The sequence below is a fragment of the Acinetobacter junii CIP 64.5 genome, assembly GCF_000368765.1.
GTDB lineage: Bacteria > Pseudomonadota > Gammaproteobacteria > Pseudomonadales > Moraxellaceae > Acinetobacter > Acinetobacter junii.
On the sequence record NZ_KB849655.1, the window covers coordinates 1,119,317 to 1,143,605 of the forward strand.

Below are 24,289 nucleotides of genomic sequence, written 5' to 3' on the forward strand. Positions count from 1 at the left end.
TTTATTTAATCCTATGTAGATAATGTTTGATCTCAAATGCCCAAACTATTAATATTGTAAAACTTAGAAAAACAGCATAAAAAAAAAGCGAATATATAATCGTAGTAAAAGTTCCAGACCCATATATCCAGTAATATTTTGGTGAATCTGATGCTGAAGTAAAAAACATTTTTATAAATAGCAAAAAATATATAAAACAAAGAAACCAAGACATATTTTTGAGATATACTCCTGTTTCTTTTTCTTTCTGCTTGAAACTAACAAAATTTATTGCTTTTAACATCCGATTATGAAGCTCTCTAGAAACCCCTATAAATCTATACTTTATAAAAATATATAGACTCATAAAAATTGTCATAAATAAAAATGTATCTGTTAAAATTTTAGCTTTTTCATCCAAAAATGAAGTTTGAGACTTTATACTGATTCCAGAGTAATCATCGTATGGGATAAAGACTGATATAGATATCATAAAAGGAACAAATATCAGAAAAAAATATTTTTGTTTAAAAGGAGACAACTCTTTTAGCAAATCTAAAGCATACTTATCATTACCCATTAAAAACTCCTAGGCACGAGGTACTAATAAAATCCCTTTTTTTAAAGGTTACTCAATTTTCTACTTTTAAATTCGTTCAATCTTCGACAATGCTACCTATTTATTCTCTGTCTAAAAAAATAGCAAAAATTGAGATATAAAATTTATGTAGGTTTTTCATCTTTTAGTATTACTTTATTTTTTTTATTAATCTATACAGACAAGTATATTTATTTTGACAAATTAAACAAATTCAATATATAATGTGATTCTCATCACTTTAAAATTACAAAAAAAAGAGAGTCGAAACTCTCTTTATCTTTGTACCATTTTAGATTCAATCCATTGATTTATTTCCCTCACTGACCAACAAATGCGATTTTGTGTCATTTTAATTTTCTTTGGAAAAGTAGGATCGTAGTATGGAGATTTTTCATTCATTATTTCATAAACAGTGGAACGATTAAGACCTGTATACTCTACAACTTGTTTAATGCTAATAAGTTTATGCATCTGAAAAGTTTGACCTGTGAACGCATTCATGATGTTTTTCTCCCAATCAATGATGCGAGCGCAATTTCGCTCAAATAATAGAGATCGCTGTAAGAAAAAACGTCCTGCTTCCACCCAATCAATTCAAAGCCTGAACTGACTGCTGCAACCCTTTCTGAATATCCTGAACATGAGTCAAATCAGGATTTTGTTGAGACTGTTCTGCTTTAGATTCATCGTTATAAAACTCCTCAACAATATCCAGCCCCTCTTCACCACCAACCTCAAAACTGGCATTTCCATAACCCTGCCGTGCCACATGATCCAACGCCTCCTGATAAAACCCTGCTGCCTTGCTCTGCTCATCAATCTGTTTGGCTGAAGTAATGGCTTCACTTAAGTTCACACCATCACGTAAGGTCAAGTCCACATAATAGATCGGAGTACGATAACTTTGAGTTGTGCTTTTACCTCTTAAGGTTAATTGCAATGGCAAACACGAAAGCAAATCACCTGATGCTGCATGATAGTAACGAAGTCGAGCGGCCAAAGTACGAATACTATTAAAGCCTGTGGTTCTAAAGATGAAGGTGCCAAACTCATCTGATTCATCTAGGTTGACGTAGAGCCGTCCATAAGGCTTGCACAGCCCACCTTGTGCCAGTGGGCATAGATCAGGTGATGGGCATGGATGTTGCTCAATACCATTCTGTCCGAGTCGCTGGCAGGTTTCGCCATTGCCTGAACAGATTAAACGTCCAGTCTGGCGGTCAAATAGACTGTACTCTGCCCGTAGGTTCAATTCAGGATCATTGAAGATCATACGGACAGGAATGCTTCTTAGCTTTTGGTTTTGATTCGGCGCTTTTGCTCGAAGCTGTTCATCCAGTGGATGTTTGACCCAGCCATCCTTATTTTGGATTTGGCTAGTAATGGTAAATTGGTCATCCTTTTCAGGCAGACGTTTACCGTTCTTTTCGACAATCTTGCCGATACTGATACGACCCAACACTGGTGGAGTGATTGCTAAACCTTTAATCATGGTGATGTCCTCTATATAGATGTTGAAATGGCGTTTAAATTTGGATAAATAAATTTTGGGCATAAAAAAACCCATACTTGTTTGGGGTATGGGATCATGGTAGTTGGATAATGAATTGTGGATGTCAGTAATATCCGTTTTATCCACCATTCGGATAAATCTGAAATCTTCGTGTGCCTGCTTTGGTCTGTGGAAATTGCTGTAGATATTCAGGGTGCTGTTTAAGCAAGGATTTACTGTCTAGACTGATGGAGTCCTGTGATTTCTTCCATGTCACTGAACCACCTGTAAATACCGCTCGCTCTGCTTCTTTCATCATCATTTGTAGTTGATGTTTGAGTTCATCAAAATACTGCTGATGTTGTTCAACCTTATGTCGCTCTTCTAACAATTGGTTAAATAAATAGTTGGCTTGTTCATTTTGAGTCAGGTCTTCTACCAATAATGGAATCTGTTCAGGATAAAGTTGTTGCAAAGCTTTAGCTGTTGAATCAGAGGCATCGACACTGGGCGGAATACCTGTTTCAACACATTGCCAAAAGTGACGTTCTGCATTGATGATGTGCTGGATCACCGTTTCATTACGTGTGACCTTATAGATTTTAGTTTCATGTCCACAGATCAAGGCACAGATATGCGCTGCCTGTTTGCCTGTCACCGCCAATTGATGCTGTACCTGACACAGCACATACAGCGGTACGCCATCTCGCCACAGTTTTGCTCCATATTCCCCTACGGTTTTACATTCAAGAATTTGCACCTCTTCATTACCTACCACGGCATAATCCAAATTGGCGAGCATAAAATGCTTGTCTTCATCAGGATGTTGTAGCACTGCATTGACTCGACGAACTTTATGATTGGTGTGCATGCTGTAGTACTCAGCGACTAAAGGTTCGAGTTGTTTACCCCAATACAAGGGCGCATAGCCTGCACTTTCATCCTCGATGTTTTGTTGCATTCGCCCTGTTTTGATCATCCATAGTTCCAGCATCGACATATACGGATTCAGTCCACAGGCGGTTGCGGCATCACTGCTACCAATACCCTGCTTTCGAACTTCAAGCCATTGCTGGTAATTCATCTGCTTGGTATTGGCGAGACGTTTCGCCACAGCGGTTTTGGTTTTTCGTGGTTGCGTATTCGATCGGTCTCGTTTGGTTCGGGTTCCTACCTCAACCTGTTGAGTCAATGAGTTCTGGATGGGTAGATTCAGGTTTGGTGAATACGGCTGTAATGGTGGATGATTTAAAGTGTTTTGAATTTGAGTATGGCTATTCATTAGAAATATTCCTGTATCGGTAAAAGTGTAAAAGCTGAATTTTGGGCATAAAAAAAGCAGCATCTGAGAGTGCGGCTAAAGATGTTGCTGTGCTTGTACGGTGTTACCGTATGCTTAGGCTAATGTAGAAGGTTTAACTGAAACTGAATTTAGGCAACCATTCGAAGTGCTTGTTCTAAGCCACGTTGCTTAATGGCTGCCCCTGCTCCAAACCATGCAGAATCGAGTCGGTGATCGGTACTCATGGCTCGGCGTTCATGATCGGTGAATTCGGTGATCGAACAGAGTAATCCATAAACGGTATCTTTGGCTGAACTCAGTTCTGCCCCACGCCCATGTCCGTTAAACATGGTCATGACTTTTGACATGGCACGTCCATTCTGTTCAGTTTTATTGTCTGATCGGGATGAGTTGGCTTGATTCGTCGTCGCTGCATTGCGGTAGAACTGAATGATGCTTTCATCCTGTTCGACACTGCTTAAATTAGTATTGTTAAATACTGCGTCAAAGTAGGCAGCAGCTTCCTGCTGAGTCACCTTACGCTGGCTCAGTTGCTTCATTTCATACATGTGTTCATCCCATGCACGGACTGAAATACCAAGTTGATGTTTGACTTTATCGGCATCGAATTTGGTACTGTGAGGGACTTTGACAATACCTGTATTGGTATTCTGTCCTTTGAGGGCAATCGCCAAAGTGTTATTACATACCACTCGGATACTGGTAAATTGGGCTGTCGTGGCAAGCGTGCCATCACAAGCGGTTGCCAATAAAATATAGCCATTACTGACATCCTTACCTTTTAAGGCGGAAGTTTGCCCTGTTCGTGCCAGTGCCCAGAATTTCTTACCGCCCTTGAGCACGCCTGCGGTTTCCAGTTCAAAGCCTGATTGTTCAGTCAGATCCCGATAAAATTCTAAAATCTCTTTGGGCTGAACTTCCTGAAATCTTTGGCTGACCACAGATAAAGGAGCATGGGTATCTGAACGATACAGTACTCGCTGTTCCTCAAAAGGCATGATGATGCTCTGCCCCCGATGATTCTGAGCCATGTAACTGACATCCGAGGATTCAATCCGCCAATCCATGCCTGCCTGCTGTGCCCAGACCTCAATCGGTTGGTTTGGGGTAAGTTGATTACCTAAGCCATGCCAAGGGGTTTGTCCAGTGAATGCCATTGTTTCAACTAAATGTGCCATAAGAATAATTCCTGTATCAATTTTAAATGGGTAAAAGGGTTTGGTTTGTGAATTTTGATAAATGCTTAATTGCGTAAATTTGGGCTAAAGCTGCGGTCACAGTTGTTGCAGTAATACTGCCTGCGAGAAATGGGTTGTTGCTGTTCATCTTCAGTGATCAACATCCAGATACCACCGATCAGCACTCCAACGAGTGCGCCTGCAATCGGAGGAATATTCAGACTTTTGGAAACACTGACACCTAATGTGGCAAGTGCCATTGGTGACATCACACTATTGGAGATAGAGTTATTTGTTGAGGTACTGGGTAAATGTTGGGTTGATTCAAGCATTACCGTCTCTCTAGACTGGCAATAAGGACATGGCAAACTCATCTGAATAATTCCTGTAATAAAAAATGAGCGAAATAAAAAAAACCTGCTGAGGGAAGCAGGCAAAATGATTGCGATGTAACTGAAGCATGTATTGGTGCGGTCTCAAATGGAGACGTACCGTTCTCATTTAGATGCTATGTATTTGTATTTTTTTAGAATGCGTTTTTTATCATCAGTTTTAGGTGATTTTTGAATGATGCTTAAACAGATCAATTGACCTGTTTTTTAGCAACGATTATGATGCAAGGGCTGACCTACATTGTCAGTCGGTTTTGACAGACCGCAGATCCAGCACGATATATGAAAGTAATTTTGTATGTTGTGGGAACCCTCGCGTCCCCCTTTTTTCTATGGTAGGGCGAGAGGGGGACGCCTCGTGCGTGCTGGTTCCTTGGATCCCAGTCTGTCAACCCCCTTTCGTTCTGCCACCATAATCAATTGACAGTGATTCGGCAGAACTTCTTGTAATTCCAAGGAGTCAACCATAATGCAATTTACTGTGCTTTATTCACCTGCACTTTCTCCGCCTCTTCGGCATTTCATTCCAATTCATTTATCACATGCTTTCACTGTGCCCTGATTGATTCAAGGCATTAATTAACTACTGCATCCTTTTTGGTCAGTGGTGTTTTGTGCTGGATAAAAATCATGGAACGTGCTGTACCGCTTATTCGGATTGTCCTTATTGTGCTCTGTAACAGCCTAGCTAGAGCCTATGACAGCCAAGCAGAATGTATTTGAAATTACAGTCAATTTCATAATTCATTTTAAAAAAATTTAAAAATATTGGATGGGGAAATAATAGGATGAAATACGTTTCAATTGCGCTGCTCACCAGCCTTGCGTTGGTCGGCTGCTCAAAACCACAACAAGATGATGTACAGAAAGAAGAGCTTTCTCAAAAGATCGAAAAAATGTCATTGAATGATGCTGCCCCTGGACAGGCTGTTTCTTCTCCTTTGATTATCGCTCGAAATCAAATTACACCTCCGCTAACAAAGACTGGAGAAAACTTTCAGGAACTCATCAAAGACGAGGGTTATTTTTCCTTTTATCCGCCGTATAAAACCATCTCTGGATTACAGATGTTTGCTGAAAATTCGGATGTGGCTGACTATTGTGCAAATTGCGTACATTTCCAGTCTGTTCTCAATGATTTAAGAAATGTGCTGGCTTTAAAAAACAATCAGGTTTTAGTGATCGGTCATCCAGGTCAACAGTTTCCTGCATTCACATTTGCTTTAGGTGACGACTATTCCATACGTGCAGCGCATGATACAGCCATCAATTATATAAGATCGACAATGCAGGTCATTCCACCAAAAAAAGATCAATTTGAAAGTACCGAACAATATCAACAACGTATTCAGACACTTCAAAAAGAATTGGATACAAAAAATACCCATCTAAATTATGACTTGAAGCTTTTAGAACTCAGTTTAAATGCGACTTCTTCACAAAGTCAGTTCATGCCGAGCAGCTATACACCCAATGATCGACCAAATGGTTCGATTGATAACTTTGTTTATTACGATGCTGACTCGAAACAATTACATTTTGAGAATATGAATTTCTCATCTGATCTTATTGTGAATTTCACTGCCCCATCTACGCCTGAGTTAGCACAAAATATCATTATGGCTGGTGGACAAAAGTATGTCGGTTATATTTTCAACTTCAATAACCATAAATTGGAATTAGATAGCTTAGTCATTTATCAAACCAATATTACTCAAGCTGATTCTGCAAATGAGCCGATCGCAATCCTTGAACCGAGTACCATGTCCTTTCAACGCAAACATTTCAACGGCATAGAAAATGCTCGATTAAAGCAATTTGATGTGTCGCTGAAAAAGCCAATTCCTTTTGATTTTAGCTTGGAAAACTACACGCCGATCGAAAAGGTATTTAAAAAGATCGATGAGTAATTCCCACTTTTATAAAAAGTAAAAAATTGATTGACCAAACCATTAAATACACAGAGTTGGGCTTTCGCCCAACCCTGTAGATCACAATATTCGATTAAATATAGGCATGTGTAATGAATTTTATTCCATCTATTGTTTTATCCAGTGTGTTGCTGCTGACTTTAACCGCATGTAATTCAGGCAATGATGCATCAAAACCTAAAGACACTCAAACAAGCGAGCATAGCAATGCTGATGCTACTGAAACGACTCATCAATCCGAAGATGATTTTCCACCCGTTGATAAATCCTTTTTGGAAGATGAGTCATATAATGCTGAGGAAGTGGCTGAACCCACTGTACAGGAACAGTTTGAAGTCCGTGTCCGTCGTGAAGAATCACAATACTCCATGACAGGCTATAGCGATTTGTTAAACATCATGTCCTTGAACGATGCTCCAACCACCATTACAGGTGTGTTAATCAACCGTGGCAATTGTAGAAGTAAAGGTACTTACGATTACCAGAATATGCGCTATGGTTCGGTAGCAAAAGTTTACTTAGGCTGTTCGGCTGAATATGTCCGTGAAGTGACCATCACGACCAGCAGTGGCTTGACCTATACCTATAATTTCTAGGCATTCGTCCATTCATGCTTCAGTGGATTAGTGGTCTAAGCGCATTGTTTTTCTTAGACCATTATTCGATGACAACTCGCTTGATTTTTCTGAACAAAATTAATTCAGCTTTAAAGGGATGCGTTCACAGTCAAAAGTTTTGCGACGAGTTCGCATCACCCTTAAATAATGATTTTTACTATTCGCATTGAAATCACTCTTGAGCAATTGCAAGGTACGTTGAATCTGCCTGTCATCCTGACAATTCACGAACCAGCCTTTCTTGGCTTGCTCCTCAATGTGGGCTTCACCATAACCATTACTGAGTTCTTCCCACTTCGCTGCCAATTTATTGGCATGGTCAGATAAAGTCGTGTCCTGTGCCTGTCCTGCATAAATGAAGTAGATCTGGAGGTAGTAACCCCGATCAGGATGATGTTTCATTTTCCAAATCACTGAATGGATGCAACGGAATAAATTGATCTCCCTTGCCCTAACCTCTCTCAACAAGGCATAGACATAACATTCAAATTCGTGAAATGCTAATGACGATACATCTTCCCTGATACCCAACCGCATTGGAAAGATCATTAAGCAGTCCTTGTTTTGTACTAAATCCAAGAAGAAACGTTCAACCTTTTTCATTTCAGATTTATTCTGCTTCTGATCGTATTGATGACCATGCTGTATCAATTCAGATTTTGACTGAATATCGGCAATCATCAACTGAATGACATGATCAGGTAGGTCTTTAATATTTTCATACAGCTTAAATTTATTGGCTTGAAACAAGGCTCGTTCAATCTGCTTAAAAATAATGATGGAATCAACATAGTCATAACCAGCAATAAAAAAACGTCTAGACTTGATGATTAAAGGAACAATTTGTTGCTTGAATTGTTCACAACTGATTTGGTCATCCACCACATCCTTGATAAATTTTTCAATTTCACAAAAGGTTTGAGCTTCGTTGTAGGTCGTCATGAGAAAACACATCCTAGGTTATTTGTTCATATCACTAGGATTGCCGTAGTTTTTTAATCGTTGTTTGATTTAAATCCACATCGCTGCAAGGTTTGGGCAACACCTCTACGCCAATGCACTTCAAATTGACCTGTCCCGAAACTACGCATATACGGTATCTTTGCTCGTAGATGCTGTGCATACTTTTCAGGATTGACCAGATACATAGCAGCATTCAAGGCATTCGTTACTTCCACGGGGTTATCGCATCGAATAGGTCCTACCCCTAAGCGATCATTCCGCATAAACTGCTGCTTATGTTCCGTAGTATTACAATTAAAGTGTATGCCGATATTACCCGTAATACTGTTCCACATTTGCCAAACCTGATCAGCAAGATACCAGTCATTTTGCCGTTTCGATGGATCATAAATCAGCAATAAGTGGCAATGGTAGCCTTTATCTACGCCTTGCTCTAATGCCCATGCATATCCTTGTAACCCCATGAAACAACCATCTTGATTGGCTATACGATTTCTCAAAATACTCATATGCTGTTGAACATTCTCGATACCAATATAAACCTGTTGCTCTTTGAGATAACCCAAATCGACACGTACAAATAACAGTTCAGAATAATGTGTCATGAGTTTAGTCAGATACTGATACAGTGACCTTCGATTCTGCTCTTCTTGCTGAATAAAACGAGCATGCTCATTCCAATAATCATTTCGATATCGGCCAAGTACAGAGTATAGGGTTTGAACCTGTTGAATATTAAAATTCAAGATATGTGTTGCAGATTGACCATTTAGAAAATGATCAATCCAATACTTACACTGAATAAAATATTGGATGGATTTCGTGTAGTGAATCTGTGCTGAATAGAAGTACTGAAAGGCTTCATATAATGTACTGAGTGTTTGTTTGAATTGTTGTTCACCCATCTGTTCAAAACAGACATCGTAAACAAAGTCTTCAATCGCAGTACAAACACTGGATTCATTCCAAATAACTGTAGTCAAATTCATGTCGTGATACTCATCATGTTAGGATTCATATCACTGACTGATCTGTAATTTATTAATTATGTCGCATATTTATGAGCAAATAATCATTTAAGATATTGATAAGTATATAATAACTTTAATAACCTGCTAAGAGTGATGAACCATTCGACAATAGTTTGAGATGCTGACCTTACCTTTACCCAATGAAAATACTGAATCAGGATAAGCTAAAGTTAGTTTTTAGCACTTTTTTCAATATTTACCTTTGACCCCTTGATTAATACCTTCCTAATAGGGACTACTGGTCTTGGTTGGAAAATCTCATTGTAGGCTAAATATTTGATGACTGTTTGTTTGAACAGGTTTTGCTTTTTTCTGTTCTTAGCATCAAATATTACGAATTTTGAATTAAATTCTGGTTGAGATAAAAATATCTCAATCGACTTCGAACTATTGATAATATCTTGAGGCTCACAATTAATTTTAGTTTGTATGTGTTTATAAAGAAATCTATCCCAATACTCTACTATAGATTCCCCTATTTTATCGGATTGCTTAATTTTTGTTCTGGGAAAGAAAAATAATACATCAGCAAATATCCTATTTTCATAACCGATATTCCAGCTTCCTAAATATCCTACGCCCATCGAAAGCGGCTTGGATCGTTTAGCAAAACGTACAAAACTGGTAAAAAGCTTGGAAAACTCCTCTTGAAGTAAGCCACTCCTGTATTTTTCCAATCTAAATTGCACCCTATACACCACTAGATCTTGCGTAAACAGATGATCGATATAATCAGTTGCTGTTACATAACGTCTCGCACAGACTTTGTGCTGAACAATATTTGCCTCAACTTTATTAAAATTTTGAGAAACTTGATTGGTCCGTATCTGAAGCCTACCATCATGAAAAGTTTGCACTTGATATCTTTTTTTCAATGCTAGACTTTTAATATTTAACTCATCGATTTTTTGTAAATCTAAATTAAACTTACCACCATCTTGTATTTTTGAAAAAAATGATCTGATTTGTATCGCAGTACTTGTAAGGAATAGGCTCGCCATACCATCAGATGAGTAGTCGAATAATCTCTTAATTTTTTCTTGCTCATCAAGTAGACTGAAATATTGTTGGCAGGATCTAGTGATCGAATAAGTCAGCTCATCCGTAGTTAACGGATTAAACTCATTCCATTGACGTGGAAAATCAAAAAGACCTCCATTAGAAACCAATAAGTTTTCAATAAAAATCTCTAGGCGTAACCCAACCTCAGCCAAGTCTGTAAATCTTGTATCCGATTTTGCGTATTCCTTATAAACAATTTCGGTAACTTTTATTCGTTCAATTGCATCCCGACTAAGATTTTGATACTGCCAGATTTTCTGAGGATTCTTACCTTCAATAAGTTTTTGCCAAAATTCAATGTGCTGACGATATGCTTCATGAGGATCAAGATGCTCAGACCGATCTTGCTTCCAAAAGATACCATTGATTGACAAAGATTCATTTTGGCTATCTTTATAGTCCAGCTTTATAATTCTATCGATATAAGCATAGTAACCCAAAATCCAAGTTTTGAACTGCTGGATAAGTTCTTGTTGATGGGATGAAATTTTTGAGAAATCCTGCTTAGTGATTTTCTTGGATTCTGCTAACCAGTCGCTAATCTCTACGCCTGTTTCAAACTTATCTTGTATAATTTTTTCTTTTAGTTGCTCGATTTTAGCCTTTGTGCTTAGCTTTCCTTTCCCATCAAAGAATAAGATGCAATGTAAATTCAAACCATGCTGATGATCATTTTCATATTTAAAAAACCCATGTAAAAAATCAGGGAAGTCATTCAAATAATGATGAATTTTACCCGTATACCCCCAATTAATACGTCTAAAATCTTCATCAAAGTTTTCGTAATTATCTGTATGATTGTTTTTAAGTCGAATATCTAGACATAAAATTCTTATATTTTGATGATATGCAATGATTTCATCAAAGCAACTACATAGCCTATATAACTCACTTACACATATTTTATCATCAGCAACTCCATTCCAAGAAATGCTTCTTTTACTCCCCTTAATCCAATTAATTAGTTTTCTTATTTGTCTAGGAGAGAAATTTTGCTTAGGCGATTTATCCAAAAAATACGAGCTTTCACTACCTTTTATTTTTACTAAAAACTCAAATAGCCCAGAGGGAAGAATATCCTGACCTAACTTATAACCCAATCTTGGAATGAACATTGGCAAGATCTTAAGCTGATCAAAATATTGATAAGCATCCTTACCAAAATCACCATCCTCATTTCTATGATTCAGTTCGAATTCTTTTAATACCGAACTTTTTTCACCTAAAACATCCTCTATGAATTTGGAGTAATTTTCCAAGACCTCAACAGACTCCTTAAAAAAGGTCGTTCTATCCTGCTCTTCTTGTGACAATTCTGCATATGAGTGATGGGTCCGCAGTCTGAATAGCTTAAACACATCCATTTTATTGATATACATATTAAATTCAGAAAAAATAACAATAAACTATTGAATATACAATTATTAAAAATAAAAAACAATGAATTAGAATCCTATTAATCACATCATATCATCTCAAAAAATATATATTTTATTCTTACTAATTACACTTATGTCTAGTTTTTCCTTGAGTTTAAAATTCAGCAAAAAGACAATAGCACTGAACTAAAGAAAGTTTGGATTGACAGATCAAGGAATGCGGGAATTAGGCTTATAATTAGTTTTCAGTTTGACTTTTGAAACAAATCGAAGAAAAGTTCAATTCATCTTTAAGCATTAGTTACTCCAAAGATAACCAGTCCATTTAAAAATTATTTTTTGTTATAATGATTTAAATCAAGCTAATAATTATTTACCAAATTAAGGCTCCGAGAAAAGACTAGTGGATGATCATATTATTTTTACGGTAAATAATGCGGTAACAGACCATTACCGCATAAATAATTATCAAATAATTCAAATAAATAAAATTATAGTTCGAGTCCCGCTGAGCGCACCATTTAGCTGTTGAAGTCAATATTTTTTAATATGGTCTACGCCAGTGAGATAGAAATTCATACCCTGCATAAAAAGATCAACTTGTATATTGAAGTAAAAGTTGATAAATCATTTAAGATTTTTAAAATCCAAAATCAAAATTAGATACGCATTTTTATGCCGTAAATTATTCACCAAGCAAACGCTAAAAAATACATTTCTTTTAAATCTCAATCACTAAATTAGCTAGCTAATAAAGCTCTCGCTTTTATCAATAAATCCTGCTGATCAATCTCAGATGGATGAAAACTTGCTTTATAAAATGCTAAATAGTCAGGTAGTAAACGCCACATCATGTGGACAAGACCCAAAAGTGTTTGTGTGTTCTTGAACAGCTGCTTCGGTGAATATAAAGTATTCTTTCGATCTTGCCAGACTAAATGACCTGTCATTATGATCGTGCTACTGATGAATCCCACCGTAATTGTTCGCATACTTCTACGGCGTTGAGCTAAGTTGGCAAAGACTTGCTGATATACATCAAATGCCACATGCTTATGTTCGATTTCTTCAACAGCATGCCAAAGCCAAAGATTCTTCATATTTTCAGATAAGCCTTTAAACATAATATTTGGATATTCAAGCATATAACCTGCCATCATCGCCGTAAAATGCTCAAGTGCAACTGTAGCAGCCAATTGACGGCGCTGACTTAAAGTTCTTAGGCGGATCATTTCCTGCTCATAAGCCTTTTCAAACTTTTTTAGATGATAATCATTGCTTTGCACCAGTTGATTAAACTGCTCATGTGCTCGCGCATGATGCGCCTCTTGCCCAATAAAACCTGAGATATCTTTTTGTAGCTGTTCATCATGGATTTGATCACGCACATTTCGGACGGTTTCTACAAAAAAGCGTTCACCCTGTGGGAAGCTCATGGACAGAGCTGTGAGAAAATGTGACATCAAAGTAGATTCAGTGTATTGTGTGGTAATTTTTTCGGCTTTGAATTGCGTTTGGCGTACTGTAATTGTATTCACATCATTTGACATCATCGCTCTCCTCACGCATAACTTTTCTGTAAGCAAACACTAAATCACATCAGCAAGTCTTATGACTTACATCTTTTATTGATCTACAACTTCAATCAAAACATTAGCTCATCTATTTGAAATTAAATAGAGGCTATACAAAGTTCCAAATAAGAACTAATGATTAAATTATAGCCTCTTCTGAATGCTGTCAATTTGTTTTTCATATATCAGTGTTATTTGTCCTATAAAGACTTGTTATGTCCTTCGATGCGCTTTGGCTTAAAATTCATAGAGTTTTGCGCCTAAATTTAACTCATTAAAAAGCTATGCCTAAATAAATGCTGTTCCAATTAAAGCATTTAGCAGTTTTTTTGAGTCCGACATCAATTATGTGATGACTTAAATATCCCAATTTTTTTCAATAGCAGTGATCTGACTCAAGACATGCTGATACTCTGCCTGTTTAACAGTACACCACAATGCAACAAAATCTTGATTTAAATATTCACTCATCCAATGATTAGCTTTAAATCTCTTCAATGCATCCATTTGTTCTGTCGGAAGAAAATAATGTTCACCAATCTGCTTAGATTGATTAACCGATTTAGGGATTGCTGATATGTGAGTTAAGCCATGCAGCGTTCCCATTAATATGATGGCGACTGCTAAATACGGATTGCAATCGGCTCCAGCTACTCGATATTCGATTCTTTGATTTTCAGAATCCGCACATGGGATGCGCAGTGCGACATTACGATTATTCCAACCCCAGTTTGCTTCCAAAGGAACATGCTGACCTAACTTAAATCGGCGATATGAATTGAAATTGGGGGCTAAGATCGCCATAGAATCTGGCATGAAATGAATTAATCCACTGATTACATTCAATAATGGCTTTGCAAAGTCACGCTCAGAACAGCTAAAAATATTATGTTTGTTAGCATCAAGTAAACTCATATGAAAATGCATTCCACTCCCTGCTTTATGCAAATCTGGTTTTGCTAAAAAATTAGCTTTAAAGCCATGTTTATTTGCAACTTGTTTAATACTCCGTTTTAACATCAAGATTTGGTCACAGAGCTTCAAAATATCAGTTCCATGCGGCAGATTAATTTCATACTGATCTGACGATGACTCAGAAACGATTCCAGTAATATGTATTCCCTGTATTTGAGCAATCATTTCTATTTCATCCAACACTGCTTGTATATCAGCATGTGGGTTTAAATCAAAACATTGTTTAGGGATGGCTGACTTTAGGCTCTCTTGGGATAAAGGCTGTAAGTAAAACTCAAGCTCAGCAGCGATACATGGAAAATAATCTAACTGATGTAATTGATTCAGCAATTTCTTTAAAATATTGCGCGGTTCATAACGACAAGCTTGTAAATTATTTTCTTTCATTGTTAAAAGTAACTGAGCATTGATATGTGGATCTATAGGATTGGGATGTAATGATCCCAACACAGGTACACATAAATAATCTGGTTCACCGACAAACTTGCCTAGTCCAGTTTCCTCAACAACATTTCCATCCAAACTCATGGCGTAAATAGACAGCGGTAGATAACAACCCTTATCTAAGCTTTTGAGACAACTGATATCTATCCTTTTGCCTCGTAAATGCCCATTGAGATCATAAAGGAAAATATCGATGTGCTTAGTATTAGGATAAGTATCTAAATAGCTATCCACTTCATTGAGGAAGCTGTAATTATGAATGGAGTGATTAACCCTAGTGCGTGCAACTAAGGGTTGAAGATTATTATTAATTTTAGTCGCAGAATTTATCTCAGCTAATGCTGCACTCATGGCTATAGACCTAAGTTATTTCGATCTAATCAGCTTAGTGAATGCAACAAAAGTTGTAACGTAAAGACTTTATAAATTATTTTACCTATCCAGTAAAAAAATCATAAATTCAAAAAGATAAAATGAATATTAAATCGCATTTTCAATTTAATCAAACAACTGCTGTAGCCTCATTCGTCTTATACGCAAGCTCATTTCTTTCAACATATAGTTGCTAAAAACAACCAGTAAAAAGCCGATTAAAAACGAACCAACCACATCAAATGGAAAATGAACACCGACATAAATTCTAGATAAACCAACAACCAGACTGACGAACAAGCCAATAATTCCAATTGTCTTAAATCCAGCAAGTAGATAAGCAAATGCAATAATGACAACGGTTAGCGTATGCTGACTAGGAAAAGATGAACTCAAGCCATGCCCTATCAGCTTATGTCCTAAATCCAACTGAAATGGACGTGGATGATGATAAAAATATTCGATTAAGTCACTTAATATCAAAGAGATAAGCACTATAAATAAGGTTTTAGCAAAGATTAGATGATGTGTTTTCCATTTTAGAACCAGCATCAAAACCAGCAAACTTATAAAAACAGTATTTAGATCATCCGCTAAAAAAACTGCGATCTTGTCTATGATAGGGAATTGGGTCGCAAGTGAATTGATACTATGAAACAAATAAATATTTGTTTCCTCAAAGATCATATTATGTTTATCCACGGTCTTGATATCTATCACAAAGAAACTCGTTTTAATCTAGGCAAGTAAGATGAAAGAATGATGAAATCATTATACTTTACTATTCACATTATTATTGATATCAAAAACTTACTTTTGTAACTGAGAATTATTCTTGCAAATAGAAACATTTAGAACTATTTGCAAGAATGTCTTATCGATTTAAAATTTAAATTCTAAGCCAGTACCCACAACAGGTTGCTTATCCTTAGCATCAGCCTGTTCAAAAGTTGAGTAACCTGTATATCCGTAGACTTTAACTTGTTTGTTGAAAGCATAGTCTAAACCCAACAACATTTGCTGAGCATCAAAATCTGCCTGTTCTGTTTTAAATGAAGTCGAATTCTGACTGTACTGAGCTTTGACTGTCCAATTGGCATAATTTGGTACTTTGTACTCAGCACCAATCAACCAACCATTAGAATTATCAATATTTGCAGCAGCTTCATCATTTCCAAGTTTATTTTCAACCTCAGAAGTTTGATAAAGAGCTTTGATCATCAATCCCTCAACAGGTGTGATTCGACCAATCAATCGTAATGTATTTGCCGCTGCAAAAACCTCATCTACATTGGTTTCTGTATCTTTTGCATTTAATAAACCGTGTCCCAAAAAATCACTTGGAATAGCTTTGTCATAACCAACGCCAAGTAAAAATAATGGATGGCTATAACTCAAAGAAGCAGACCATGCATCCCCTAATCCACGTCCAGCCGTATTTACACCACCGCGTTTATCATCTTCAATACCTCGACTCTCGCCAGTAGCCAACAAAACACTGGCTTCAATATTACCGCCTTGAAAAGCAAGCTCTGGAGAGTCGTACACCAGCACATTATTGACACGATTTTCTCCTGTCATAATGCCTGTGATATCGGCTTTATTACTTATGTAGTTATTAAAACTATCGACAGGACTAGATAACTCTTTGAGCGGAGTATTATGCTTACCGACTTTGATAGTTCCTAAATGCTGATCTTTTAAACCAATATAACGATTTCTTTGAGACCAATCAGTCTTGTCGCCATCAGCATAAAATGCCCACTCTGCTAAATAGACAGCGCTCAAACGATCAGATAATTTTTCTTCGCCTTTAATGCCTAAAAATGAACTATTGCTATTAATTTTCCATACATCGCGATCAGATGAGTTAGCATTATTTTCAGGTAAATAATCTAAACTTGCATCTATCTCACCATAGAGTTTTGGTGCTGCAAATGTTGAACTAGTGACAACACTTAAAATCGCTGCACATACAATTTTCATCTTCATTCTAGTCATCCTAACCATCTAAAAAATACAAAAAGAACCCATATTTCGCTGATATCAGCAAAATTATGATTTAAAAAAGAATTGTGAGTACTTGAGAAAACTCATGTATTTCAATCAACACATGAGTTTTCCGAGAATTTAATTACATATGATAAAAAGGGAAAACACCGAAAATCAAAGCACTACCCATCAATACGCAACAGGTAATAAATGCCCATTTCAAAGTGAATTTTTGATGATCTGCCAATTCCACAGCTGCCAAACCACACAACAAATAAGTTGAAGGAACAAGTGGTGATAATAAGTGTATCGGCTGACCAATAATCGATGCGCGCGCAATCTCAACAGGTGGAATACCATAATGCGAAGCCGCTTCAGCTAAAATCGGTAGCACACCGAAGTAAAAAGCATCATTCGACATAAAGAATGTGAGTGGCATACTCAATACACCTGTAATCGGTGCAAGATAAGGTCCCATACTTGGTGGAATAATCGCGACGAAGCCTTTCGACATCGCTTCAACCATACCTGTGCCCGATAAGATACCCGTAAATACACCCGCTGCAAAAATTACACCTACGACTGCAAGCACACTGTCTGCATGCATCGCGATACGCTTTTTCTGCATATTTACGCATGGATAATTCACAACCAAAGCAATACAGAAACCAAGCATGAATAAGATCGACATCGGTAAAATCCCTTTCACCAAAGATGCCATCAACAACAAGGTTAAAATACCGTTGAACCAGCGTAAATGTGGACGTTGCGCATCAGGGTCTTTTGAGATCGAGATATCATCAGCATGGCTAATATCTACCAGCTCAATAACACCTAAACGTTTACGTTCGTACATACCATACAGATAAGCCAAGAAAAATAGCCAAGCAGCCGCAACGATCATCGAGGGAATCATTGGAATGAATACTTCACTTGCATCCACTTGCAGCGCGCTTGCGGCACGTGCTGTTGGACCACCCCACGGCGTAAGATTCATAACTCCACTACACAACAACATCAAACAAGTCATAATGAGTGGATTCATACCGACACGTTTATATAGTGGCATCATGGCTGCAACACAGATCATGTAGGTCGTGGAACCATCACCATCTAAGGAAACCAATAAGGTTAGAAAAACAGTTCCTAGGGTAATTTTGAGTGGATCACCTTTGACTTTCTTCAGAATCCATCTAACCGATGGGTCAAACAACCCTGTATCAATCATCAATGCAAAATAAAGGATTGCAAAAAGAAGCATTACGCCCGTAGGTGCAAGTTTTTTAATACCATCTAACATGGTATTGCCGAGCTCGGCTAATTGAATATGACTAAGACTTTCAAAATAAAAACCCAATCCCCATGCAATAATTGCAAATAAGAATGGGATTAAAATTAATGCAACTAACGCACTAAGACGTTTTGACATGATCAAATACATAAAGCACATGATCATGCTAATACCTAAAAAAGTAAGCATTTTAAGCAATCCTTAGCATAATTAATATTGTGACTGGTTAACTCCTAACCCAGCCGAGATTCTATGCGATAGAAATCAAAATAATTCATTTAATTTTATTATAACAATCAACAAATACATTCACATGAAAAATAAACAAAAAACATATAATATCAACAATCAAAAACAAGTTATTGATTTTAATAATTTTATATAAAAACAAATACAACCAAATGATAAAAAATTAGTTAAAATAACATTTAAAAATACTATATATTTACCACATCTATGCAATATAATAGTGCAAATATTGGTTATTTTTTAACTATTTTATTAATATAACAATTAAAATAAATAAACCTAATTAGAAAAACACATATAATGAATAAATAACACCCAACCGAGACCAGATTAATATTCAAACAATTATTTTATTTAACACCCGAAAAAAGAATAAAAATCCAAAAAAGATTTATTTATTAAAAATCTATTTTTTATAATAAAAATATTATTTAAAACAATCCTCAAAAAACATTCTAACGAATAACATTACAATCAAAAAAAGAATACTGTCTAAAATCATAATTTTAATTATAATCATAGATAGTTTGATCCTAAACGATATAAAACAAAGACATAACGCATGGAAGGAACAAAAAATGAATCTTTATGAATCTCAGGGACACCGCGATACTGCTCATGAGCAACTTTTTAACATCTTCAACCAACAACGTTCCGCATTTAATGCTCTTCCATATCCCGATTTAGATTCAAGACGTAGCAAACTATTTAAGCTAAAAAAGCAAATTATTCGTTATCAAGATGTCATCGCCGAAGCCATTAATACCGACTTTAGTTCTCGATCAATCGATGAATCAAAACTGCTCGATTTACTTGGTTCTGTTCTAGAGGCTGAACATGCGATCCGCCATCTAAGAAAATGGATGCGTCCAAGCAAACGAAGTACTGAATTACTTTTTTTATCAAATCGACTAAGAGTCCAATACCAACCTAAAGGTGTGGTCGGTGTTGTTGTACCTTGGAATTTCCCTGTTTACTTGGCTTTAGGACCATTGGTGGCAGCCTTGGCTGCTGGCAATCGGGTCATGATTAAATTACCTGAAATCACACCTGCAACCAATGCTGTTATGAAACGCATGCTTGCTGAAGTTTTTAGTGAAGATGAAGTCGCTATTTTTGGCGAGGAAATTACCGATCCTTCGCTATTCACGACCCTGCCTTTCAATCATATCGTTTTCACAGGGTCACCCGCGATCGGTCGTGTGGTGATGCGTGCTGCGGCAGAGAATTTAACCCCAGTCACCTTAGAACTAGGCGGTAAATCACCAGCATTAGTGAGTCGTCATTATCCATTAGCTGATGCTGCCATGCGTATCCTGCATGGGAAAGCGACCAACTGTGGGCAAATTTGTGTAGCACCAGATTATGCACTTGTTCCAAAAGAAAAAGTAATTGCGTTTGCTGAACAATGTAAATCACATTTCACATCTATGTATGGCAACACAATTGATGAAAATAGCAATTACACCTCCATCGTCAATGATCGTCATTTAAAAAGACTGCTGGAGATACTTGAGGATGCAAAGGCTAAAGGTGCTGAGGTTATTGTATGTGGTGAATATCATCCAGAACGTGATGCTCGTCGTATGCCTGTACATCTCGTATTGAATTGCACAGCAGATATGCGCATTCTCAAGGAAGAATTATTTGGTCCCATCTTACCAGTCGTTGCATACGATACGATTGATGATGCGATTACCTACATCAAAGTGGGTGAACGCCCATTAGCACTGTATTGCTTTACCCATGATGCCAATGAACGTGACTATATTTTAAAACAAACTCATTCAGGTGGTGTGACGATCAATGATTGGGGTTGGCATGTAGTCAACCATGATGCTCCTTTTGGTGGTATCGGTAACTCAGGTATGGGAACTTATCATGGTGTTGAAGGTTTCCGAGAGCTTTCGCATGCAAAAACTATTTTTACCCGTCAGCGCTTTTTCCCAACCCAATTATTCTATCCACCCTACGGAACTTGGGTACAAAAACTCGCTTTGCATTTCTTTTTGAAAAAGGGCGATCCAAATCTCAAATAAAATTGAAAAAAAAAAGAGAGTTTTAAACTCTCTTTTTTTAACTGAATGAACAGGTTATTTCCTTAGTTTGGATCTAAAAAACGTAATCCAACGCCTGCAATTGTAAAAATATAAGATGGCGTGAGTGCTGAATCACCTATCTTAGTACGCAATTTTTTAACTAAAATTCGGAGGTAGTGAGTATCCTCTTCGTGGCTGACACCCCATAGCTCAGCCATGATTTGTTTTTGGGTAACAATCTTTCCTTGGTGGCGAATCAGTAATGCCAAAAGCTGTATTTCTTTTTTAGTTAGAATAACTTCTTCATTATCAACTCGAACTATATGTTCAGCAATATCAACAAACAGTTTCCCATCGTTAAACACCGTCTTCTGCTCTGATGTTGGCGCTTTATTACGAAACAAGACACGCATACGCGCGCAGAGTTCCTGAATACTGAAAGGCTTGGTAACGTAATCATTTGCCCCCGCATCCAGTAATTTAATTTTTTGGTTTTCATCAGGTCGAGCAGAAAGCACAATAACTGGAATATCAGACCACTGACGCAATTCTTTAAGTACGTCATGGCCATCCATATCAGGCAACCCCAAATCCAGAATCAAAAGATCAGCACCTCGTGTAGCTAAAATCTCTAAACCCTTCATACCATTTTCAGCAACGTGCACTCGATAACCTTGCGCCCGCAAAGCAATATCCAAAAATTTTCGAATTTGTGGTTCATCATCAATAATGAGAATCGCCATGTCTGAGTTGAGTAATTGCGGCATAAAAACTGTATTTAATCCTGATGTAGTGGTAATCGTATTCGAATAAGTGTGCCATGACCATGTCTGCCATTCTGAGCCTCTATACTTCCCATGTGCGCACCGATGATTGCTTTTACGATCGAAAGCCCAAGCCCTGTTCCTGTCTTACCCCGATCACCTCTTTGCATGGTATAGAACATATCAAAAATTTGTTCTCGTTCATCTTCAGGAATGCCGATACCTTGATCTTCTATCTCGATCTGTAAATAGCTCTCAACCTGCTGAATGTTCACCTCTATCGGCACATTATCTGGAGAGAATTTAGCTGCATTCTCTAAAACGTTAAAAATAGCTTGTTCAATTAAAGCGGGATGTACATATAACTGAGGAAGCTTTTCAGCACATGTGGTCTTAATGCTTACATAAGGTTGATATCGTCTTAAACGTTCAGTTGCAGAAGTAATTAACTCATTGACACCAATCCAAGCACGACTTAAAGTCAAACCTTGATGACCTAGACGAGTCATATCCAAAAGATTTTGAATATAGCGATCTAAGCGCTCACCTTCTATATGAATGGTATCTAATAATTCATGCCGATCTATCTCAGGCATTTGTTCGCCATAATATTTAAGAGTGTCTGCTGAGCCAATCATTGCCGCCAACGGCGAACGTAAATCGTGGGAAACTGAAGACAATAAAGCTGAACGAAGCTTTTCCGTTTCAGCTACAACTCTTGAATTTTCCAATTGCAAAGATAACTGTACACGAGACAAGGTTTGCGCAATATCTTCGATCATCAACTCAGTCAAACGCTGTAGTTCAAAACTGAGTGCCTGTGGATGGTCCCGAAAACGAATGGCAATAACGCCATGACTCTCAACAAGATTCAGTGGATTAAACCACCACTCTGTCTGAGTTAAAGTATTGGTAAAACGTCCACAAGGTTTTACATTTTTTTGAGCCCAATCTGCTGCGATTTGATCTTTCTCATTTAGAACCGAGATTTCACCAGAAACTTGAGTAGCAACTCTTAGCCATACATATGCGTTTAATGAGCTTTCTAAGTGTTGCTTAGCTATATTTAGAACCTGTTGAATATCGACACAGCTGGATAACTTTCTTTCTAACTCCTGTAATTGTAGTGAAGCTGAATTGGCAGCGCGTAAACTCAAAACCTGAGCACGCAATTGATTTGCTAAGCGTCCGACCAAAAGTGCTGAAATAATAAAAGTAATAATTGTAATCACACCGCGTTCAGCACTAATCATAAATGTGAAGCGTGGTTCAATAAAAAAGTAGTTATAGAGTAAAAAACAAATAAATACGCTAGCAAGCGTAATCAACATTTTTGCTCGAATTGCGACAAGCAAGACCGTGACAATAAAGATTAATGCTAAATCACTATATCCAATAAATCGGTCACTGATCGCAGCAATCATCAATCCCAATAAAATAATGAATGAACTTTCTAATAATTCTTTATGGTCAACACTAAATTTCTGCTCAGACTGAGCCATATCAAGTAGTGAGTTTTTTAACTCCTGTGACTTAGACTTTAAGGGCTGAACAAAAGTAATCTCAAAAGGATGTTGTTTTTCTAAAAGCTGATCAGCAATATGATCTGAAGACAAACGTTGCCATAAAGATTTTTTTGCACTCTTGCCCAATAAAATATTAGATGCACCATAATCATAAGCAGCCTGTAAAATCGTTGCTGCAATTTGATTGCTATACAATAAATAGGTATCTGCTCCTAACTTACGTGCCAAATTAAATGCTTTAGTGACAGCAAAGCTTTGCGTGTTTTCAATCTTGCTTTTTTGAATTGAAATCACACTCCAAGTTGCATTCCTCCTTTCGGCAATCCGATGTGCTCGTCTGACCAAATCTTCAGAAAATTCAGCTCCATCGATGGCTAACATGACATGATTTTGAATCGGAATAATTTGTCCCTGAGCTACAAATTTCTCCCGATAATCAATATCCACCTGCCCTGCAACCGTTTGAATTGCAAGGTCTCGTAAAGCGGTGAGATTGGCTGGCTTAAAAAAGCCTTGCAAAGCATGTGGAGCGACATCTGCTAAATAAATTTTGCCATGATTCATACGCTCCAATAGTTCAGGTACAGGAAGATCAACCAAGCGAATATCTTTTAATCTTTTTAATAGCGCATCAGGCACGGTTTCTGTTACCCGAATGCCCGTAATTTGATAGACCACATCATTCAAACTTTCAAGATGCTGAATATTCAATGTGCTATACACATCAATACCCGCATCTAATAGTTCATTCACATCTTGCCAACGATATTCATGACGACTATTGGGCACGTTTCGATGTGCGAGTTCATCGACCAAAACAATTTCAGGTTTTAACTTTAGAATTTGATCAAGATCCATTTCATCTAAAAATCGATCTTGATATTCAACAGTCTTTTTAGGAATAACATTCAGTCCTTGAATCAAAGCTTCGGTATCAGCTCGACCATGCGTTTCGACCACGCCCACCAGCACATGATGACCTTGTCCCATCAACTCATGTGCTCTCGACAACATGGCAAAGGTTTTGCCCACGCCTGGTGCCGCCCCCAAGAAAATGGTTAAACGTCCAGATTGTTCACGTTGGCTATGTGCCAACCATGCATCTGCTTTGTTATTTCGGTCGATCTGCATAGGC

Annotated in this window: 19 protein-coding genes; 3 read left to right on the top strand and 16 right to left on the bottom strand. The window is 37.3% G+C overall.

Annotated features, from left to right (window positions below; genetic code table 11):
- Position 1: 1 nt before the first annotated feature.
- The 6 genes from F948_RS10925 to F948_RS10950 all read right to left on the bottom strand — a co-directional run bounded on the left by F948_RS10925 (position 2) and on the right by F948_RS10950 (position 4,927).
- Positions 2 to 559, bottom strand: coding sequence for a hypothetical protein (locus tag F948_RS10925; RefSeq protein ID WP_004963743.1), 558 nt, complete (start codon positions 557 to 559; stop codon positions 2 to 4).
- 294 nt (positions 560 to 853) lie between these two features.
- Positions 854 to 1,081 carry a helix-turn-helix transcriptional regulator gene (locus tag F948_RS10930; RefSeq protein WP_004963746.1) on the bottom strand — a complete coding sequence of 76 codons (228 nt, stop codon included), beginning with the start codon at positions 1,079 to 1,081 and terminating at the stop codon, positions 854 to 856.
- An 88-nt stretch (positions 1,082 to 1,169) separates the two neighbouring features.
- Positions 1,170 to 2,072 (bottom strand): recombination directionality factor, encoded by a 903-nt coding sequence (locus tag F948_RS10935; RefSeq protein ID WP_004963748.1) that lies wholly within the window; start codon positions 2,070 to 2,072, stop codon positions 1,170 to 1,172.
- 139 nt (positions 2,073 to 2,211) lie between these two features.
- On the bottom strand, positions 2,212 to 3,354 hold the full coding sequence (locus F948_RS10940; protein WP_004963751.1) for a YqaJ viral recombinase family nuclease: 1,143 nt from the start codon (positions 3,352 to 3,354) through the stop codon (positions 2,212 to 2,214).
- A 149-nt stretch (positions 3,355 to 3,503) separates the two neighbouring features.
- A complete protein-coding gene (locus F948_RS10945; protein ID WP_004963754.1) occupies positions 3,504 to 4,553 on the bottom strand; it encodes a DUF932 domain-containing protein in 1,050 nt (349 codons plus the stop codon).
- Positions 4,554 to 4,618: 65 nt separating this feature from the next.
- Complete coding sequence (locus tag F948_RS10950) at positions 4,619 to 4,927, bottom strand: hypothetical protein (protein WP_004963757.1); 309 nt, start codon at positions 4,925 to 4,927, stop codon at positions 4,619 to 4,621.
- Between the two features lie 806 nt (positions 4,928 to 5,733).
- On the opposite strand from F948_RS10950, the gene F948_RS10955 reads away from it, so the two are divergent.
- Together F948_RS10955 and F948_RS10960 are read left to right on the top strand one after the other, a co-directional pair.
- Positions 5,734 to 6,855 (top strand): hypothetical protein, encoded by a 1,122-nt coding sequence (locus tag F948_RS10955; RefSeq protein ID WP_004963760.1) that lies wholly within the window; start codon positions 5,734 to 5,736, stop codon positions 6,853 to 6,855.
- A 113-nt stretch (positions 6,856 to 6,968) separates the two neighbouring features.
- Entirely contained in the window at positions 6,969 to 7,472 is a 504-nt protein-coding gene (locus F948_RS10960) for a hypothetical protein (RefSeq protein ID WP_004963762.1), read from the top strand.
- Positions 7,473 to 7,571: 99 nt separating this feature from the next.
- On the opposite strand, the gene F948_RS10965 is transcribed toward F948_RS10960, so the two are convergent.
- The 8 genes from F948_RS10965 to F948_RS11000 all read right to left on the bottom strand — a co-directional run bounded on the left by F948_RS10965 (position 7,572) and on the right by F948_RS11000 (position 18,765).
- Positions 7,572 to 8,435 (bottom strand): hypothetical protein, encoded by an 864-nt coding sequence (locus F948_RS10965; RefSeq protein ID WP_004963767.1) that lies wholly within the window; start codon positions 8,433 to 8,435, stop codon positions 7,572 to 7,574.
- Between the two features lie 53 nt (positions 8,436 to 8,488).
- Entirely contained in the window at positions 8,489 to 9,445 is a 957-nt protein-coding gene (locus F948_RS10970) for a YagK/YfjJ domain-containing protein (protein ID WP_004963769.1), read from the bottom strand.
- A 212-nt stretch (positions 9,446 to 9,657) separates the two neighbouring features.
- The gene (locus F948_RS10975) at positions 9,658 to 11,928 is read right to left on the bottom strand and encodes a hypothetical protein (protein WP_004963774.1); all 2,271 of its coding nucleotides are present in this window, start codon (positions 11,926 to 11,928) and stop codon (positions 9,658 to 9,660) included.
- Positions 11,929 to 12,668: 740 nt separating this feature from the next.
- Complete coding sequence (locus tag F948_RS10980) at positions 12,669 to 13,478, bottom strand: metal-dependent hydrolase (RefSeq protein ID WP_004963778.1); 810 nt, start codon at positions 13,476 to 13,478, stop codon at positions 12,669 to 12,671.
- 381 nt (positions 13,479 to 13,859) lie between these two features.
- Positions 13,860 to 15,272, bottom strand: coding sequence for a glutamine synthetase family protein (locus tag F948_RS10985; RefSeq protein ID WP_004963779.1), 1,413 nt, complete (start codon positions 15,270 to 15,272; stop codon positions 13,860 to 13,862).
- A gap of 147 nt (positions 15,273 to 15,419) precedes the next feature.
- Positions 15,420 to 15,980 carry a phosphatase PAP2 family protein gene (locus F948_RS10990; RefSeq protein ID WP_004963780.1) on the bottom strand — a complete coding sequence of 187 codons (561 nt, stop codon included), beginning with the start codon at positions 15,978 to 15,980 and terminating at the stop codon, positions 15,420 to 15,422.
- A 195-nt stretch (positions 15,981 to 16,175) separates the two neighbouring features.
- Entirely contained in the window at positions 16,176 to 17,285 is a 1,110-nt protein-coding gene (locus F948_RS10995; protein WP_004963784.1) for a porin, read from the bottom strand.
- 142 nt (positions 17,286 to 17,427) lie between these two features.
- Entirely contained in the window at positions 17,428 to 18,765 is a 1,338-nt protein-coding gene (locus tag F948_RS11000; RefSeq protein WP_004908617.1) for a CitMHS family transporter, read from the bottom strand.
- A 638-nt stretch (positions 18,766 to 19,403) separates the two neighbouring features.
- Between F948_RS11000 and F948_RS11005 the strand changes: the two genes are divergently transcribed.
- Positions 19,404 to 20,864 (top strand): coniferyl aldehyde dehydrogenase, encoded by a 1,461-nt coding sequence (locus tag F948_RS11005; RefSeq protein ID WP_004963787.1) that lies wholly within the window; start codon positions 19,404 to 19,406, stop codon positions 20,862 to 20,864.
- 62 nt (positions 20,865 to 20,926) lie between these two features.
- Here the strand turns inward: F948_RS11005 and F948_RS11010 are convergent, their stop codons facing one another.
- Positions 20,927 to 21,631, bottom strand: a complete 705-nt coding sequence (locus F948_RS11010) for a response regulator (RefSeq protein ID WP_004963791.1) — start codon at positions 21,629 to 21,631, stop codon at positions 20,927 to 20,929.
- Positions 21,632 to 21,642: 11 nt separating this feature from the next.
- A complete protein-coding gene (locus tag F948_RS11015) occupies positions 21,643 to 24,285 on the bottom strand; it encodes a sensor histidine kinase (protein ID WP_004963794.1) in 2,643 nt (880 codons plus the stop codon).
- Positions 24,286 to 24,289: the final 4 nt, after the last annotated feature.